The sequence below is a fragment of the Paractinoplanes hotanensis genome (genome assembly GCF_023717965.1).
Lineage (GTDB): Bacteria > Actinomycetota > Actinomycetes > Mycobacteriales > Micromonosporaceae > Actinoplanes > Actinoplanes polyasparticus.
Genome location: NZ_JAMQOL010000017.1, coordinates 41,729 through 55,495, shown reverse-complemented (window position 1 = coordinate 55,495; position 13,767 = coordinate 41,729). Strand labels below are relative to the sequence as shown.

The window sequence follows — 13,767 nt, the reverse complement described above, 5'->3', positions numbered from 1 at the left end:
GTCCACGGCGTCCTCTTGGTCCGGTACCTTGGCGCGATGGCTGAGACTCGCGAAGACGCCCTCGCGATGCGGCCGGCGGCGTTCCTGCTCGAGTGCCTGCACCGGTCCGGCATGCGCGACGTCGTCGAGGTGAACCCGGTGACCGGCGGACTCGCCGCGCTCGCCGGCATAGCGACCCGCCGTGACGCTCCCCCCGTTTTTGTCAAAGCGTTCGCCGATCGGCCGGACGGTTTTCCCTTCCTCGCCGAGGCCGAAGGGCTGACCGCCCTGCGCGAGATCGGCGGCATGGCGACACCCGACGTGATCCTGGCGAACGAGGAACTGCTCGTGTTGTCGGAGCTGCGGGCGAGACCCGGCAGCGAGACCTTCTGGGAACAGTTCGCCCACGCGCTCACCCGCCTGCACACCAGCACGGTCCACCACCGCTTCGGATGGCACAGCGACAACTGGCTGGGCCGCCGCCGCCAGATCAACACGTGGAACAACAACGGCTTCGCTTTCTTCGCCGAGCATCGCCTGCTGCGCTGGCTGGGCGAACCCCGGGTCGAAGCCGCGCTCGACGCCAACGACCGCACAGCGCTGGAGCGACTGTGCAATCGCTTGCCCGAACTGCTCCCGCCCCGCCCGGCGTGCCTGACCCACGGCGACCTGTGGAGCCAGAACCTGCTGGCAACCCCGGACGGGCGGCCCGCATTGATAGATCCGGCGGTGTCCTACATGTGGGCCGACGTCGACCTGGCCCATGTATGGACCACCGCACCCCCGCCCGAGGCGCAGCTGTTCTTCGCGGTCTACGCGGAGCTGACCTCTCTCGACAGCGGCTGGCAGGCCCGCATGCCGATCATCCAGCTGCGGCAGCACCTCGCCGTTCTGGCCCAGTTCGACGACGACTGGGGCGCAGCCGACCTGATCCGCGCCACCCTCGCGCCCTTTCGGACGTCACCGTGACCTGACGGCCTCGACCGGATCGGCCGAGTCAGTCGTCGATTGCCTGGTAGAGGGTGGTCCAGAAGTCGAGGTTGGCCCGCGCCGAATCCGGGGTCGACATGCCGGTCTGAGTGAGCAGGATGCCGACCAGCTGGTTGTGCGGGTCCGCGTAGGTGGTGGTGCCGCTTCCGCCGTCCCAGCCGAACTGGCCGACGGGCGCGTAGTCGCTGCGGTAGGTGCGCACTGCCATCCCGAAGCCCCAGCCGCCGTGCTGCCCCAGTCCGTAGGCCAGGTGGACGGCGTTGCGACCCCAGGCTTCCCGGGCGGCCAGCTGCTCGGGCGTGAGACGGTTCGTGGTCATCAGCTCGACGGCGCGCCGGGACAGGATCCGCTGAGTCCCGTGCATCCCGTGGTTGAGCAGCATCCGGAAGTAGTGGTGATAGTCGTCGACGGTGGAGTCCAGTCCGCCACCGCCGGACTCGAACGCCGGGGGCTTGCCATGGTGTCCCCCTTCGGCCTCGTCCTCCAGCCCGGCCAGGGGCGAGCGCGGGCCGGGCTACCTGCCGTCCAGCAGGGCGGCCAGGTGCAGCAGCGGGCCGAGGTCGCCGACCGGGTGGGCGGGGCGCATGCGGCCCTCGGTCCAGGTCATCAGTTCCGGGCCGGCCACGCTCCACGGCACCGGCGTCCGGTGAGCGAGATGGGCGGCGATCAGCGCCGGCGTGCACCACGGGCCCACCGTGCCGCTGATCCGGAACGCCTTGTCGAAGCCGGGGTCGCCGGTGGCCTCGTTGCGGCGGGACAGGCGGCCGCGGGTCGTCACGGTGGCTGGGGGCCACGGACGGTCGAGGATCGCCACGGTCACCACCCAGTGGCGGGTGTGCGGGGTGGTGGTGGCGCTGCCGTCGGCGCCGGTTGCCACCTGGACGTCGGTGACGTCGTACTCGCCCACCAGCACGGGGCGTCCGCCAGCCTGGCCCGAGAGCAGCAGCCGTACGCCGTCAGGGTTGCCCCCGGGCAGGCGGCGGCCCCAGTCGACCGCCGGCCGCATCACCACCTGCCAGCCGGCCTTCGCGGCCCACTCGGCGATCCGGCCGTCGCGGCGGCGGCGCCCGCGGGCGGCCACCAGCGCCACGATGACGACCAGCGCCAGCGACGCCACGCACAGGAAGGCCAGCGCGCCGGTCAGCGGGTCCATGGCGATCATCGGCCGCGGCGGACGAACCCGGCCAGCACCACCCCGAGCAGCGAGTCGAACACAGCGAGCAGACCGGCCGCCGCGGGCGTCAACTCGCCCACGGCCACCAGCACCGCGCCCGCGATGAAGACCCCCAGCAGCCGCAGCCAGGCCAGTGCCGAGCCCAGGGCGGCCCGTCCCAGCAGCAGGACCAGCAGCACCACGACGCCGGCCGCGCCGGAGGCGCCCATCAGGACCAGGGCCCCGACGCCGCCGTCCGCACGCAGGGTGGACCACGCCAGGCCGCCGATGACGGCCAGGCCGGCCTCGCACAGCAGCAACAGGGCCAGGAGCGTTTTGATCACGGCGCGGCTCAGCCGGTGGTGGCCGGCGGCCAGGCGCCGTCCCGGTAGCCGACGTTGTCGTTCAGTTTCTGGCGGAGCGTGCTGTTCGCGGCCGATGCGGTCGCCTTCAGGGTGAGGCCGCCGGCGGCGAACGCGGCGGCGGCCGCGGCGGCTGCCCCGGCCGCGATGAACGGGGCGGCGGGCAGCCCGAGCAGCGTGGCCGACGACGAGGCCGCGCCGACGATGCCGATGATCAGGGCGACGAGGGCGACCACGAGCCCGCCCCAGAACACATAGATCGCCTTGACCATCTCGCCGAGCGCGGTGGCGATGCCGTCGCTGTAGACCGCCTTCACCTTCTCCAGGGCGGCCTTCTGCAGGGGCAGCATCTGGCGGTACGCCTCGGCGGCGTCGCCGTCCCAGTTGGTGTCGATCTCGAGCATGCCGGCATCGGCGGCCTGCACCCGGCCGCTGACCGGGCCGCCTATTCGGTCGCTCCACGCGTTGGCGGTGGTGGCGAGCGTGCTGGGCGAGCCCATGTTGGAGACGAACTCGCGCACGTCGGCCCAGACCTGTCTCATGAAGTCGCAGAACCTGTTCCAGCCCGAGACGACCTTGTCCTGCAGGAAGCCGGGCAGGTAGCCGATCTTCGAGTTGATCGAGTTCTGCAGGTCGTTCGTCTTCTGCTCGATCTTGTCCAACAGCGACATGATCTTGCCGACGAGGTCGTCCTCCTGCGCGGTCGAGCTAGTCACGGACGTCCCACACCCCTCCGAGCCGCGCCGCGGCCTGTTCGTCGTCGCGCTCGTAGGCGGTCGCGACCTGGTCGAGCGTGCGGGCCAGCTCGGCGTGGGTCTGCGCGCCCTGTGCCAGCAGCGCCCCCACCTTGGCCTGGATCTCGGCGTACGTGTCGAGCAGGCCGGTCGGCCGGCTCGCCCACGACAGCTGTCCCTCGGTGAGCGTCAGCGCGTTCGCCTCCTCGGCGGCGCGGCTCAGCACGCCGGAGGTCTCATCCCAGGTCGTCGCGTCGGTGCGCAGCGCGTCGGCGGCCGCCTTGAGCGTCATCGTTCCCCCGTTCAGTCGGTCAGCCGCAGTCGCCGGGCCAGCGCCAGCGGGTCCTGAGCCAGCTGCTGCGCCTCGCCGAGGCGGCTGCCGGCGATCATTTCCCGTACGCCGTGACGCCCGGCCTCCTGATAGGCGGCGCGGAACGCCGCGGCGGTCTGGCGCGCCACGTTGATCTCGTGGGCTTCGAGCAGCCACTGCCGGTCGTAGCCGATGGCCGTGACATCGCCGCCGCCGGTCACCGTGACGTGAACCTTGCGGTCGGGACTGCGGCCCGTGTACGTCGCCGACAGCGCCCCGGCCAGCGCGCCCGACACCTCGTCGAGCCCCTGGTCGATCGACTCGACCAGCGCGAGCAGTTCGCGCAGCGCGGCCTCACTGTCCTCGACCGACATGGGACCGCCGCCGCTCGCCGCCGCCTGCAGGCGCTGAGCGAACGCGTCGTGGTCGAGCCCGGCCGGCGGGGCGGGGGCCTGGTCGGCGTACGCCTCGCCCCAGGCCTCGAGCCGGCGCTGGGACGCCGCACCGATCGCCTCGATCACGGCGTGGTCGAGCGCGAGCGAGCCGATCAGCCGCCGCCAGCCCGGCGCGACCGCGACCCCGCTCACCCGGCCCTCGTCGTCGAGCGTGACGGTGACCGCGCCGGCGCGGTCGGTGGCGGTGGCGCCGGACGCCCGCCGCTCGGCGGCACGTGCCTGCCCGGCGAGGGCCGCACCCTCCTCGGCCAGCGCATGCAGGTGGTCAACTCGATCGTCCGACACAGTGCATTCCCCCCGGCGCAACTCCGTGGACTCTCCCGCAACGGGTAGGCGTGCCGCAACCCCGCCCGGAGGAAAGCCGCATTACGGCTCGATGGGCGCCACCGAAAGTGAGCCGATGCCGGACACCGCCTCGATCCGCAGGCCGCCCGACTTCGCGTCCGAACCCTGCGAACGCAGCGTCTCGCCCCGGTCGACGCCCTGGTCGCGGTCGCCGTTCAGGTCGACCGAGCCGGCTCCCTTTCGGATCTTGACCTGGACCGGGAACTCCCCCTCGGTCCCGATGCGCCAGCGGTGCACGCCGCCGGCCATCCGGATCTCGATCTGGCGTTCCTGGCGGGGCAGGGTCAGCTCGAGCCGGTCGGCGCCGCCCTCGAAGTAGAAGTCGCGCACCTTGCCGCCGGCCATCGCGAACATGCCCCGCTCGACGCCGCCGTCCATCCGCACGGACCAGGCGATCCGCTCGTCGAGCACCACGTCGACCTGGCCCGACCCGTCGCGCTTGCGGTCGGCGGTCAGCTTCAGGGTGGTGCCGTCGAGGGCGGCGTCGGGCACGAGGCCACTGTCGTCGGGCGAGCCGACCCGGGCCACGCCGTTGCTCGCCGGGCGCCCGAGCGTGACGTTGAGCTCGGTGAGGTCGGAGGCCAGCACGAAGGTGCCGGCCGCGAAGGCGGGACCGGGCGGGGGTGGCGGCGACGCCGGGGCCGAGCTGGGCGGTGTCGTGGCGGCGGCCGAGGTGGGCGCCGGTGCGATCGACACCGGCGGGTTCGGCGCGCCACCGACGATGATGCCGCGGCCGGTGGTCGCGGTGGGCGCCGGCGCGGGTTCGTCGGCGCTGGTCAGCCGGGCGAAGGCGACCCCGCCGGCGCTGAGGACGAGCACGGCGCCGGCCGCTCCGGCGACCCATCGCCAGCGGCGCCGGGGCTCGGTCTTCTCCGGTTCGGACGGTTCAGACGGTTCGGACGGTGCCGACGCTGCGCCCGTCTCGTCGGGCCAGTAGTCGGAGATCCGGGGGAAGGCCACGGTGGCGGGCCGGGCGGGCTCCTCCACCGGTTCCGCGTACGTGCTGGTGTCGTACGTGTCGGTCTGCTGGGTGTCACTGGGCGGAGGGAGGGCGGTGCCGTCCATCGCGCGCCTCCTCGGTGCGGCCGCGGCGGCCCGCCAACCCGGGCGCCGTCACCGGGGAGTACGAACGAGATCAGCCAGCGGTTCGATGAGGATGCGTCCGCTCGGTGTCTGCCCGATCGCACACAGCCCTTGCCCTTAGCTGATTTCACCGTAAGAATGCCTTTCCGTCAGCTTAAAAGTGTCTTAGCCGATGGCGCGGAGCGGATTGCAAAAATGCCCGACGAGGACAGCCAGGACCGCCTGCGGATCGGCGGCTGGGTCCCGCCCTATCGCGACGCGAACGGGCCCTTGCGCCCGCCTGCTCCCCCGAACAAGCTCGGCTCGGTGGCCCGCCGGGCGCTGCCCGCGGGTTTCTGGCCCACCTCATCCCCGTCGCACGGACGGGGCTCCACCAGCCGGCGCGCGATGGCGGCGCTGGCCACCGGCACGCTGATCGCGGTGACCGGGCTGGCCGCGCTCGCCCTGAGCGACGGCGACCCCGGCGCCACCTCGCTCGCCCAGCGCATGGTGGTGCCGCCGCTCGACCCGACCGACCCGGTCTCGGTACAACCCTCCCCGACCAGCAGCGACCCCGGCTCGGTGATCCGCACGCCCGCCCACCACCGGGCCGTCACCCGTCCGGCCGAGAAGGCGCAGACGACGAGGCCCACGAGCCGCCCACCCTCGACCACGCCGACGGTCGCGGCTCCTCGCCTCACGGCCGGCGCGACGGTCGGTCTCGAACTCGCCGACCGCCCGGGCTACCGCCTGCGCCACCGCAATTTCGTGGCCCGCCTCGACCCCATCGGCGACGGCCGCGACGACGCCCGCTTCACGGTTCGCCGGGGGCTCGCCGACGACGGTTGTTTCTCCTTGGAGGCCGCCAACTTCCCCGGCTTCTTCCTGCGGCACCGTGACTTCGTGCTGCGCCTCGACCGCCGCGACGGCTCCGACCTGTTCGACCGGGACGCCACGTTCTGCTCGCGGCCGGTGCGCGACGGCGCCGCTCTCGTCCTCGAATCGGTGAATTACCCGGGCCAGTTCCTCGCCGCCGGCGACGACGGCGTACGGCTGTCACGCCGCGGCGCCACGGCCTTCGTCGTCCGCAGCCCGGTCTGATCGTCCACTGACGATCTACACAGGGCGTCGTCTGCACGGACCCCGGAAGCGGTCAGCCTGCGGCCAGCTGGCGGCGCAACTTGGCCAGCGCCTGGGCGATGATCCGGGACACGTGCATCTGGGAGACGCCGACCTGCTCGGCGATCTCCGTCTGCGTCAGGTTGCCGTAGAAACGCAGGGTGATGATGCGCTGCTCACGCCGGCTCAACGACGTCATCGCGGGGCCGAGCGCGATCCGGGCCTCGGCCAGCTCGAACTCGTGGTCCTCGCTGCCCAGGGTCTCCCCCAGCTCGAGGCTGCCGTCCGGACCGGCCGGCGTCGACAACGACGTGGCCGAGTACGCACGGCCACCCTCGAGGCCTTCGAGCACGTCCTCCTCGGTGACCTTCAGGTGAGCGGCGATGTCCGCGACGGTCGGCGAACGGCCGAGGGTCTGCGTGAGCGCGCTGTTGGCCGCCGTGATGGCCAGCCGCATCTCCTGCAGACGACGCGGCACCCGGATCGACCAGGTGCGGTCACGGAAGTGCCGCTTGATCTCCCCGACGATCGTCGGGATGGCGTAGCCCGCGAAGTCCACGCCGAAATCGGGGTCGAACCGGTCGACGGCCTTCAGCAGGCCCACCGTCGCGGTCTGGAACAGATCGTCGATGTGCTCGCCGCGGTTGGCGTAGCGCTGGGCGAGATGGCGTGCCAGCGGCAGCCACGCCTCGACCGTGCGGTCCCGGAGCCCGGGCCGGGACGGATGCTCGGCCGGCAGGGCGGCCAAGGCGGTGATGAGCTCGGCGGCGTCGCCCGTGCGGTGGACTCTTGTCTTTGCGGTTGTGGTCATGGATGGTCCTTCACTTCACAGCTGAGCTGCCGGACGTCCCCACCACTGACGCGCAGACTCCGGCCGGACCGGTGCGCGTCATCCGTCGCTCAACGCTGTGACACTAGCTCATCGGACGACTGACCGACCAACCGAAAGAACTACTTTCATTGTCGTCCGTTAAGTACTAGGAACCCGCCGCCCCGCACGTCGGTGTCCGGAATGTCGGCCCGGGCCCGCCGGCGTGGCTCGTTCATCCCGGGTAAGGGTCCTCGTCACCGCCGTCGAAAGCCGGACGGCCCACCGGGTGGGCGCCGCCCGACCACGACATGCGGACCACGATGTGCCCCTCGGCCGCGGTGCGGGCGAACACCGCGGAGCCGGCCTCGGCCTTGAACTTCACGCCGAACTCGAGCTCGATCGACTCCGGCGCGGTCTCGCCCGCGCGGAACGTGTCGAGCGCCTTGAGCGCGATGCCGCGCACGCCGGCCAGTGCCTGCTCGAGCGTCTCGCGCGCCTTGAAGATCCGGCCGTCGAAGGCCACCTCGCCGGAGCCGGCGTCCGGGGTGTCGATCTCGATCAGCACGGTGCTGCCGTCGTCGGCCTGGACCTGCATGAGCTCGCTGGGCACGTCTCATCCCTCCTGGGTGTTTTGTCGGGTCAGCCGAGCATCCTCCGTCGACCGGTCCGGCACTATCGGCTGTCTGTCCGATCACTCGCTGCGAGGGGGACGCTGTGCGGGAGCCCGGCCCGTGGACGGCCCAGGTGGTAGCCCTGACCGTGGTCGCACCCGAGCTCGCGCAGCAACCGCTCCTGTTCCGGGGTCTCGATGCCCTCCGCGGTGACGGTCATACCCAGGGCGTGGCAGGTGTCGATGATATGGCCGAGCACGTCGCGGCGCCGGGTGTCGCGCAGGAACTCGCCGGCCAGCTTGGCCTCGGTGAACGGCAGCGTGGCGAGGACGGCCAGGCTGGAGTAGCCGGTGCCGAAGTCGTCGAGCGCCAGGCGGATGCCGAGCGCGGCCAGGCCGGCCAGCGCCGGACGGTGGTGCAGCGTCTCGGCCGTCTCGGTGATCTCGAGCTGGAGGCGGGCGGCCGGCAGGCCGGTGCGGTGCAGGATGTCGGCCACCGAGGCGACCAGGCCCGGGTCGCGTAGCTGGACCGGTGACAGGTTGACGCTGATCAGCAGGCCGGGCTCGGCGGCGCCCCGGCGGCAGGCCAGTTCGAGCAGGTGGCGGCCGAGCGGACGGATCAGGCCGGTGCGTTCGGCGACCGGGATGAAATGCAGCGGCATGACGAGGCCGTCGCCGGGCCGCGACCAGCGGGCCAGGGCCTCGACGCCGATCACCGCGCGGTCGGCCAGGCGCAGCAGAGGCTGGTAGTACAGGGTGAACTCGCCGCGGGTGAGGGCGGCGGGCATCTCGGCCGCGAGGTGATGCCGGCGGCGCTCCTCGTCGGCGCGGACCGGGTCGAACAGGGCCGGGCCGAAGCCGTCCTGGCGGGCCCAGCGCAGGGCGAGCCGGGCGTCGTGCAGCCAGCCGTCGGGATCGGAGCCCGCCGCCGGGCGCTCGACCAGGCCGGCGTGGGCGGTGACGTGCAGGTCGTGACCGTCGATCGGGAACGGGGCGTCGAGCAGACGGAGCGCCTGGTCGGCCACCTTGAGCACGTCGTCCGGCCCGGTCGTGCCGGGCGTCAGGACGGCGAACACGTCGGCCGAGAGGTGGGCCAGGATGCCCAGCGGCCGCAACCGCCGCGCGACCGACGTCAGCAGCCGGGCGCTCCGGTCGTCGCCGAGAGTGTCGGCCAGCTCGTCGAGGCGGTCGAGGCCGAGCAGCAGCAGTCCGCTGCGACCACCGCCGAGCTCGGCCAGGGTCTTGCGCAGGTGCTGCTCGTTGGGCAGGCCGGTGTCGGGGCGGTGGAGCAGGGCCTGCTGGAGGCGCCGCTGCAGGTCGAGCTGGACGGCGCGCCAATGGATCTTCTCCGACCGGTTCATTTCTTCGGCGGCCCGCACCGCCAGGTCGCGCTGGGCGGCCACGAAGCCTACGACCAGGCTTTCCAGCAGGGCGAGGACGCGTTGGCGCTCGCCGTCGCCGTCGCCGTCGAGCAGTGCGGGCAACCGCCCGGCGAGCAGGTGGACGGTCGTGCCGAGCACCGGGGGCGCGGACATGCGCAGATCGACCAGCTCGGCCCCGATGCGGCGGCCGGGCGCCGGGTCGAAGGGCTCGGCGCGGACCGCGGCCACGAATTCTTCCAGCAGATCCTCGAGGGCGGAACGCGCCCGGGCCCGGACGCCCGGGACGAACCCCGCCGCCACCACCCCGCGCAACCAGTCGTCGGTCAGCGCGGCGTACGAGGTCACGACCGCTTCCGCGCGATCGCCACCAGCGCCGTGGGCTGCGGCGGGTCGCCGGCCTCGTCGGGGTCGGGATGCCACTCGGCCGAGCCGACCACGCCCGGCGGCAGCAGCTCGAACTCGCCGCCGATGAGCGCGGCGATCTGCTCGCGGGTGCGGATGACGACCGGGGTCGGCGTCTTCTCGTAGAGCCGGCGGGCCTGTTCCTGCGCCGCGCGGCCCGCGGGCGTCGCGTCCGGGCCGAGGTGCGAGATGACGAGGTGGCTGCCGGAGACCAGGGGTTCGCCGAGCCGGCGCAGGATGCCGGCCGGGCCGGCCGAATCGGGCACGAAATGCAGCACGGCCACGGTGAGCACGGCCACCGGCTCGGAGAAGTCGAACAGGTCGAGCACGTCGGGGTGGTACAGGATGTCGTCGGGCTTGCGCAGGTCGCCCTGGATCACCCGGGCGTACGGGTTGCCCGCGAGCAGGCTGCGGCTCTGTTGCACGGCGATCGGGTCGATGTCGACGTACATGACCCGGGCCTCGGGGTCGGCCTCCTGAGCGACCTCGTGCACGTTGCCGAGCGTGGGGATGCCCGACCCGATGTCGAGGAACTGGCGGACGCCGAGCCCGGTCAGCCGCCGCACGGCCCGGCCCAGGAAGGCGCGGTTGGCCCGCGCCACCAGCCGTGCGTCGGGAAACATCTTCTCGGCCCGATGCCAGAACTCGCGGTCGACGGCGAAGTTGTGCACCCCGCCCAGCGCGTAGTCGTACACGCGCGACGCGTCGGGCACGGTGATGTCGACGCCTTCCGGCACCCATCCGTACGATTCGGTCATTTGAGTCCCCTCCCACGCGGGCAGCAAACAGCCTACTGCCCAAAGTGGAGGCACGCTCGGTCCTGCCCGCCTGCTTTCGCACGGTCCTGCCCGCCTGCTTCGGCACGGCCGGCCCGCTGCGGGTCTGGCTACGCCTCGAAGCCTGACGCGTCGGCCACGTATTCGGCGATGGCCAGGCTGGAGGTCGCGGCGGGCGAGGGCGCGTTGCGCACGGCGGTCACGGCGCCCAGGCGGTGGATGCGGAAGTCGTCGACGAGGCTGCCGTCCCGGTCGAGCGCCTGGGCCCGTACGCCGGAACCCGCCCGCACGACATCGGCCGCGACGATCTCGGGCACATAGCGGCGGGCCGCCTTCATGTAGGCGCGCTTGGAGACCGAGCCGTACATCTCGCGCACGCCGGTCTTCCAGTGCTTCGCGGCCATCCGCCACATGCCCGGCCAGCCCGCTATCCCGGCCAGGTCGCGCGCCGACACGTCGCCCCGGCGGTAGCCCTCGCGCGCGGTGGCCAGCACGGCGTTCGGCCCCACCTCGAGCTCACCGTTGACCCGGCGGGTGAAGTGCACGCCCAGGAACGGGTAGCGCGGGTCGGGGACCGGATAGATCATGCCCCGCACCAGGCCCGACTTCGGCGGGCGGACCTTCATGTACTCGCCGCGGAACGGCACGATGCGCGGGGCGGCGGCGTCCCCGGCCAGCCGGGCCACCCGGTCACTGTGGATTCCGGCGCAGATGATCAGGCGGTCCACCGGCACCTGATCCGACGCCGACGACACGACGAGCCGGCTGCCTTCGGTGATGCCGGTGACGCGGAAGCCGAACCGCACCTCGCCGCCGCCGGCCACGACGTCGCCGGCGAACGCCCGCGCTATCCCGGGGAAGTCGGTGATCGCGGTGTGCGGCGAGTGCAGCGCGGCCAGCCCGGTGGCGTGCGGCTCGATCTCGCGGATCCCGTCCGGGCCGATCCGGCGCAGACCGCGCACCTGGTTGCTCTCGGCCCGGGCCGCCAGCGCGTCGAGCCGGGCCACGTCCCCGGTGGTGACGGCGACGACCAGCTTGCCGCATTCCTCGTACGCGATGCCGCGCTCCGCGCAGTACTCCCGCAGCAGGGCCCCGCCCCGAGTGCACAGGCGGGCCTTGAGGCTGCCCGGGGTGTAGTAGATGCCGGCGTGCACCACCCCGGAGTTGTGCCCAGTCTGGTGGGCCGCGACGCGGTCCTCCTTCTCGAACACGACCACCCGTGTGCCGGGCCGGCGCCGCGTCACCTCACGCGCGACGGCCAGCCCCACTATGCCCGCGCCGACGACCCCGACGACCTCATCCGCCATGCATGAGGGTCTACACCAAGGTCGCGTCAGACCGCCGACCGGGTACGCCCGGCCAGCGCGTCGTGCACCTCGTGCAGCAGGTCCTGGGCGGTGAACGGCTTCTCGACGAACGGCGCCCGCGGGTCGAGCGCCCCGGTCACGTCGAGCATCCCGCTGCTGTAGCCGGACATGAACACCACCGGCAGCCCGGGTTGCCGCTCCCGCAGCAGTTCGGCCAGCCGGGGCCCGGTCATGTCGGGCATCACCACGTCGGTGACCACCACGTCGACGTCCCGGTCGCCGATCACCACCAGCGCCTCGGGTCCGGTGGCGGCCGCGATGACCCGGTAGCCGGCCCCGGTCAGGATGCGGGTGGCCGCTCGCAGCAGCGGGGGCTCGTGCTCGACGACCACGACCGTGCGGCCGTCACCGGGCGGCGGCTGTTCGCGGCGCTCGGGCGGCGCGGGCGCGGCTACCAGCGGCAAATAGACGCGGAACGTCGTGCCGACGCCGGGCTCGGAGTAGACGGCGATCGAGCCGCCGGCCTCGCTGACGATCCCGTACGCGGTGGACAGCCCCAGGCCGGCGCCCTGGCCGGGCCGGGTGGTGAAGAACGGCTCGAACACGCGCTCGGCGACCTCGGGCGCCATGCCGGTTCCGGTGTCGCTGACCAGCAGCCGGGCGTACGTGCCGGGTGGCAGCGCGGGTTGCGGCCCTCGGGCGTCGGCCGAGATCTCGGCGGTGTTGGCCTCGAGCACCAGCGTGCCGCCGTCGGGCATGGCGTCCCGCGCGTTCGCGGCCAGGATCCGGAGCACCTGCTGGAGCTGCGCGGGATCGGCGCGCACGGCGAGCGGCCCGGACGCGGGCCGGCCGACGATGGTGATCCCGTCCCCTACGACGGCCGCGAACGCCTCACGCGCCTCGGTCAGCGCGGCGTTGAGGTCGAGGTCCTGCGGCTGGGCGCGGTCGCCCCGGGTGAACGTGAGCAGCTGCCGGGTCAGGCCCATGGCACGGTCGGCCGCCGCCCGCACGTGCTGAAGATCCTGCTGCACACCGGGCTTGTCCGCGGTGTCCTCGATCGCGAACTCGGTGTAGTTCACGATGATGGCCAGGATGTTGTTGAAGTCGTGGGCCATCCCGCCGGCCAGGTTGCCCAGGCTCTGCATCCGCTGCGCCTGATGGGCCTGCTCGTCGGCGACCCGGCGCTGGTCGGCCGCCTCCTTGAGCGCGCTGATCTCGCGGGCGGTGATCGACGCGCCGGTGACCGCGCCGGCCGCGTCCTTGATCGGCGTGACGTTGATCGACAGTTCGAGCGGCGAGCCGTTGCGATGCACCCGGCGGGCCTCGTAGTGGATGCGCGGTTCGCCGTGGCGGATCCGGGCGATCACCGCCGTCTGATCGGCTGCGGCGCCGGCGTCGCCCGAGAAGATGGACATCGGCTGGCCGATCACCGAGCCCGCGTTGAAGCCGAACAGCCGCTCGGCGCCCCGGTTCCAGGCGGTGACCCGGCCCTCGAGGTTGACGCCGATGATCGCGTCGTCGGTGTGCTCGACCACCGCGGCCAGGAAGCCACGATGCTTCTCGGCGGCGTTGCGGGCGTCCAGCTCGCGGGCGTCGGCCTCGGCCAGGCGGTGCTGCTCGCCGGGCGAGCTGTAGATCGTGCCGCCGTGGAGCAGCACCTTGTAGCTGCGGCGCAGCGTCCAGTAGTAGATGCCGACGGCCGCGGTGAGGGCGTCCCAGACCGCCGCCGGCCAGATCCAGCCGCCGGCGAGGTGCCCGCCGGGATGGTCGAGATCGCGGATCGCCATGAACGCGTGCAACCCGTGCCCCACCGAGCAGGTGAAGAAGATCATCGCGGTCGCCACGCCCAGCTTGTTGGTCCACAGCTGGCGCGCACGGGCAACCGGCACGATGATCGCCAGCATGATCGCGGCGTAGGCGACCATGATCACCAGGTTGCCGAGAAGATAGACCTGTTCCGGCACGATCGT

Annotated in this window: 15 protein-coding genes; 2 read left to right on the top strand and 13 right to left on the bottom strand. The window is 72.6% G+C overall.

Going from position 1 to position 13,767, the window contains the following annotated elements:
- Window positions 1–36 precede the first annotated feature (36 nt).
- Window positions 37–948 carry a fructosamine kinase family protein gene (locus LXN57_RS14415; protein WP_251798613.1) on the top strand — a complete coding sequence of 304 codons (912 nt, stop codon included), beginning with the start codon at window positions 37–39 and terminating at the stop codon, window positions 946–948.
- A gap of 28 nt (window positions 949–976) precedes the next feature.
- On the opposite strand, the gene LXN57_RS14410 is transcribed toward LXN57_RS14415, so the two are convergent.
- The 7 genes from LXN57_RS14410 to LXN57_RS14380 form a co-directional block, all read right to left on the bottom strand.
- Window positions 977–1,456 carry a serine hydrolase gene (locus LXN57_RS14410; RefSeq protein ID WP_285904626.1) on the bottom strand — a complete coding sequence of 160 codons (480 nt, stop codon included), beginning with the start codon at window positions 1,454–1,456 and terminating at the stop codon, window positions 977–979.
- Window positions 1,457–1,483: 27 nt separating this feature from the next.
- Window positions 1,484–2,122 carry a hypothetical protein gene (locus LXN57_RS14405; RefSeq protein ID WP_251798612.1) on the bottom strand — a complete coding sequence of 213 codons (639 nt, stop codon included), beginning with the start codon at window positions 2,120–2,122 and terminating at the stop codon, window positions 1,484–1,486.
- A gap of 5 nt (window positions 2,123–2,127) precedes the next feature.
- Complete coding sequence (locus tag LXN57_RS14400) at window positions 2,128–2,466, bottom strand: hypothetical protein (RefSeq protein WP_251798611.1); 339 nt, start codon at window positions 2,464–2,466, stop codon at window positions 2,128–2,130.
- Window positions 2,467–2,474: 8 nt separating this feature from the next.
- Window positions 2,475–3,200, bottom strand: a complete 726-nt coding sequence (locus tag LXN57_RS14395; protein ID WP_251798609.1) for a hypothetical protein — start codon at window positions 3,198–3,200, stop codon at window positions 2,475–2,477.
- Window positions 3,193–3,510, bottom strand: coding sequence for a type VII secretion target (locus LXN57_RS14390; RefSeq protein WP_251798608.1), 318 nt, complete (start codon window positions 3,508–3,510; stop codon window positions 3,193–3,195). The genes LXN57_RS14395 and LXN57_RS14390 overlap by 8 nt, the downstream gene beginning before the upstream one ends.
- Window positions 3,511–3,521: 11 nt before the next feature.
- A complete protein-coding gene (locus LXN57_RS14385) occupies window positions 3,522–4,268 on the bottom strand; it encodes a hypothetical protein (protein WP_251798607.1) in 747 nt (248 codons plus the stop codon).
- 81 nt (window positions 4,269–4,349) lie between these two features.
- Entirely contained in the window at window positions 4,350–5,393 is a 1,044-nt protein-coding gene (locus LXN57_RS14380; RefSeq protein ID WP_251798606.1) for a hypothetical protein, read from the bottom strand.
- A gap of 213 nt (window positions 5,394–5,606) precedes the next feature.
- Between LXN57_RS14380 and LXN57_RS14375 the strand changes: the two genes are divergently transcribed.
- The gene (locus LXN57_RS14375) at window positions 5,607–6,491 is read left to right on the top strand and encodes an AbfB domain-containing protein (RefSeq protein ID WP_251798605.1); all 885 of its coding nucleotides are present in this window, start codon (window positions 5,607–5,609) and stop codon (window positions 6,489–6,491) included.
- Window positions 6,492–6,543: 52 nt separating this feature from the next.
- On the opposite strand, the gene LXN57_RS14370 is transcribed toward LXN57_RS14375, so the two are convergent.
- The 6 genes from LXN57_RS14370 to LXN57_RS14345 all read right to left on the bottom strand — a co-directional run bounded on the left by LXN57_RS14370 (window position 6,544) and on the right by LXN57_RS14345 (window position 13,761).
- Window positions 6,544–7,320: an RNA polymerase sigma factor SigF gene (locus tag LXN57_RS14370; RefSeq protein WP_251798604.1), complete on the bottom strand. Its 777-nt coding sequence runs from the start codon at window positions 7,318–7,320 to the stop codon at window positions 6,544–6,546.
- Window positions 7,321–7,552: 232 nt separating this feature from the next.
- A complete protein-coding gene (locus LXN57_RS14365; RefSeq protein WP_251798603.1) occupies window positions 7,553–7,930 on the bottom strand; it encodes a CU044_2847 family protein in 378 nt (125 codons plus the stop codon).
- A 62-nt stretch (window positions 7,931–7,992) separates the two neighbouring features.
- Window positions 7,993–9,657 (bottom strand): putative bifunctional diguanylate cyclase/phosphodiesterase, encoded by a 1,665-nt coding sequence (locus LXN57_RS14360; RefSeq protein WP_251798602.1) that lies wholly within the window; start codon window positions 9,655–9,657, stop codon window positions 7,993–7,995.
- Window positions 9,654–10,472, bottom strand: coding sequence for an SAM-dependent methyltransferase (locus tag LXN57_RS14355; RefSeq protein ID WP_251798601.1), 819 nt, complete (start codon window positions 10,470–10,472; stop codon window positions 9,654–9,656). Before LXN57_RS14355 ends, LXN57_RS14360 begins: the two co-directional genes overlap by 4 nt.
- 128 nt (window positions 10,473–10,600) lie before the next feature.
- Window positions 10,601–11,797: an L-2-hydroxyglutarate dehydrogenase gene (lhgD, locus tag LXN57_RS14350; RefSeq protein WP_251798600.1), complete on the bottom strand. Its 1,197-nt coding sequence runs from the start codon at window positions 11,795–11,797 to the stop codon at window positions 10,601–10,603.
- 26 nt (window positions 11,798–11,823) lie between these two features.
- Window positions 11,824–13,761, bottom strand: a complete 1,938-nt coding sequence (locus LXN57_RS14345) for an ATP-binding protein (RefSeq protein WP_251798599.1) — start codon at window positions 13,759–13,761, stop codon at window positions 11,824–11,826.
- Between the last annotated feature and the right edge of the window lie 6 nt (window positions 13,762–13,767).

What these genes read in the sequence shown, in the direction of transcription:
- LXN57_RS14415 (WP_251798613.1), top strand. Translation starts at nt 37, where the DNA reads ATGGCTGAGACTCGCGAAGACGCCCTCGCGATGCGGCCGGCGGCGTTC.
- LXN57_RS14405 (WP_251798612.1), bottom strand. Translation starts at nt 2,122, where the DNA reads ATGGACCCGCTGACCGGCGCGCTGGCCTTCCTGTGCGTGGCGTCGCTG.
- LXN57_RS14390 (WP_251798608.1), bottom strand. Translation starts at nt 3,510, where the DNA reads ATGACGCTCAAGGCGGCCGCCGACGCGCTGCGCACCGACGCGACGACC.
- LXN57_RS14380 (WP_251798606.1), bottom strand. Translation starts at nt 5,393, where the DNA reads ATGGACGGCACCGCCCTCCCTCCGCCCAGTGACACCCAGCAGACCGAC.
- LXN57_RS14375 (WP_251798605.1), top strand. Translation starts at nt 5,607, where the DNA reads ATGCCCGACGAGGACAGCCAGGACCGCCTGCGGATCGGCGGCTGGGTC.
- LXN57_RS14370 (WP_251798604.1), bottom strand. Translation starts at nt 7,320, where the DNA reads ATGACCACAACCGCAAAGACAAGAGTCCACCGCACGGGCGACGCCGCC.
- LXN57_RS14355 (WP_251798601.1), bottom strand. Translation starts at nt 10,472, where the DNA reads ATGACCGAATCGTACGGATGGGTGCCGGAAGGCGTCGACATCACCGTG.
- lhgD (WP_251798600.1), bottom strand. Translation starts at nt 11,797, where the DNA reads ATGGCGGATGAGGTCGTCGGGGTCGTCGGCGCGGGCATAGTGGGGCTG.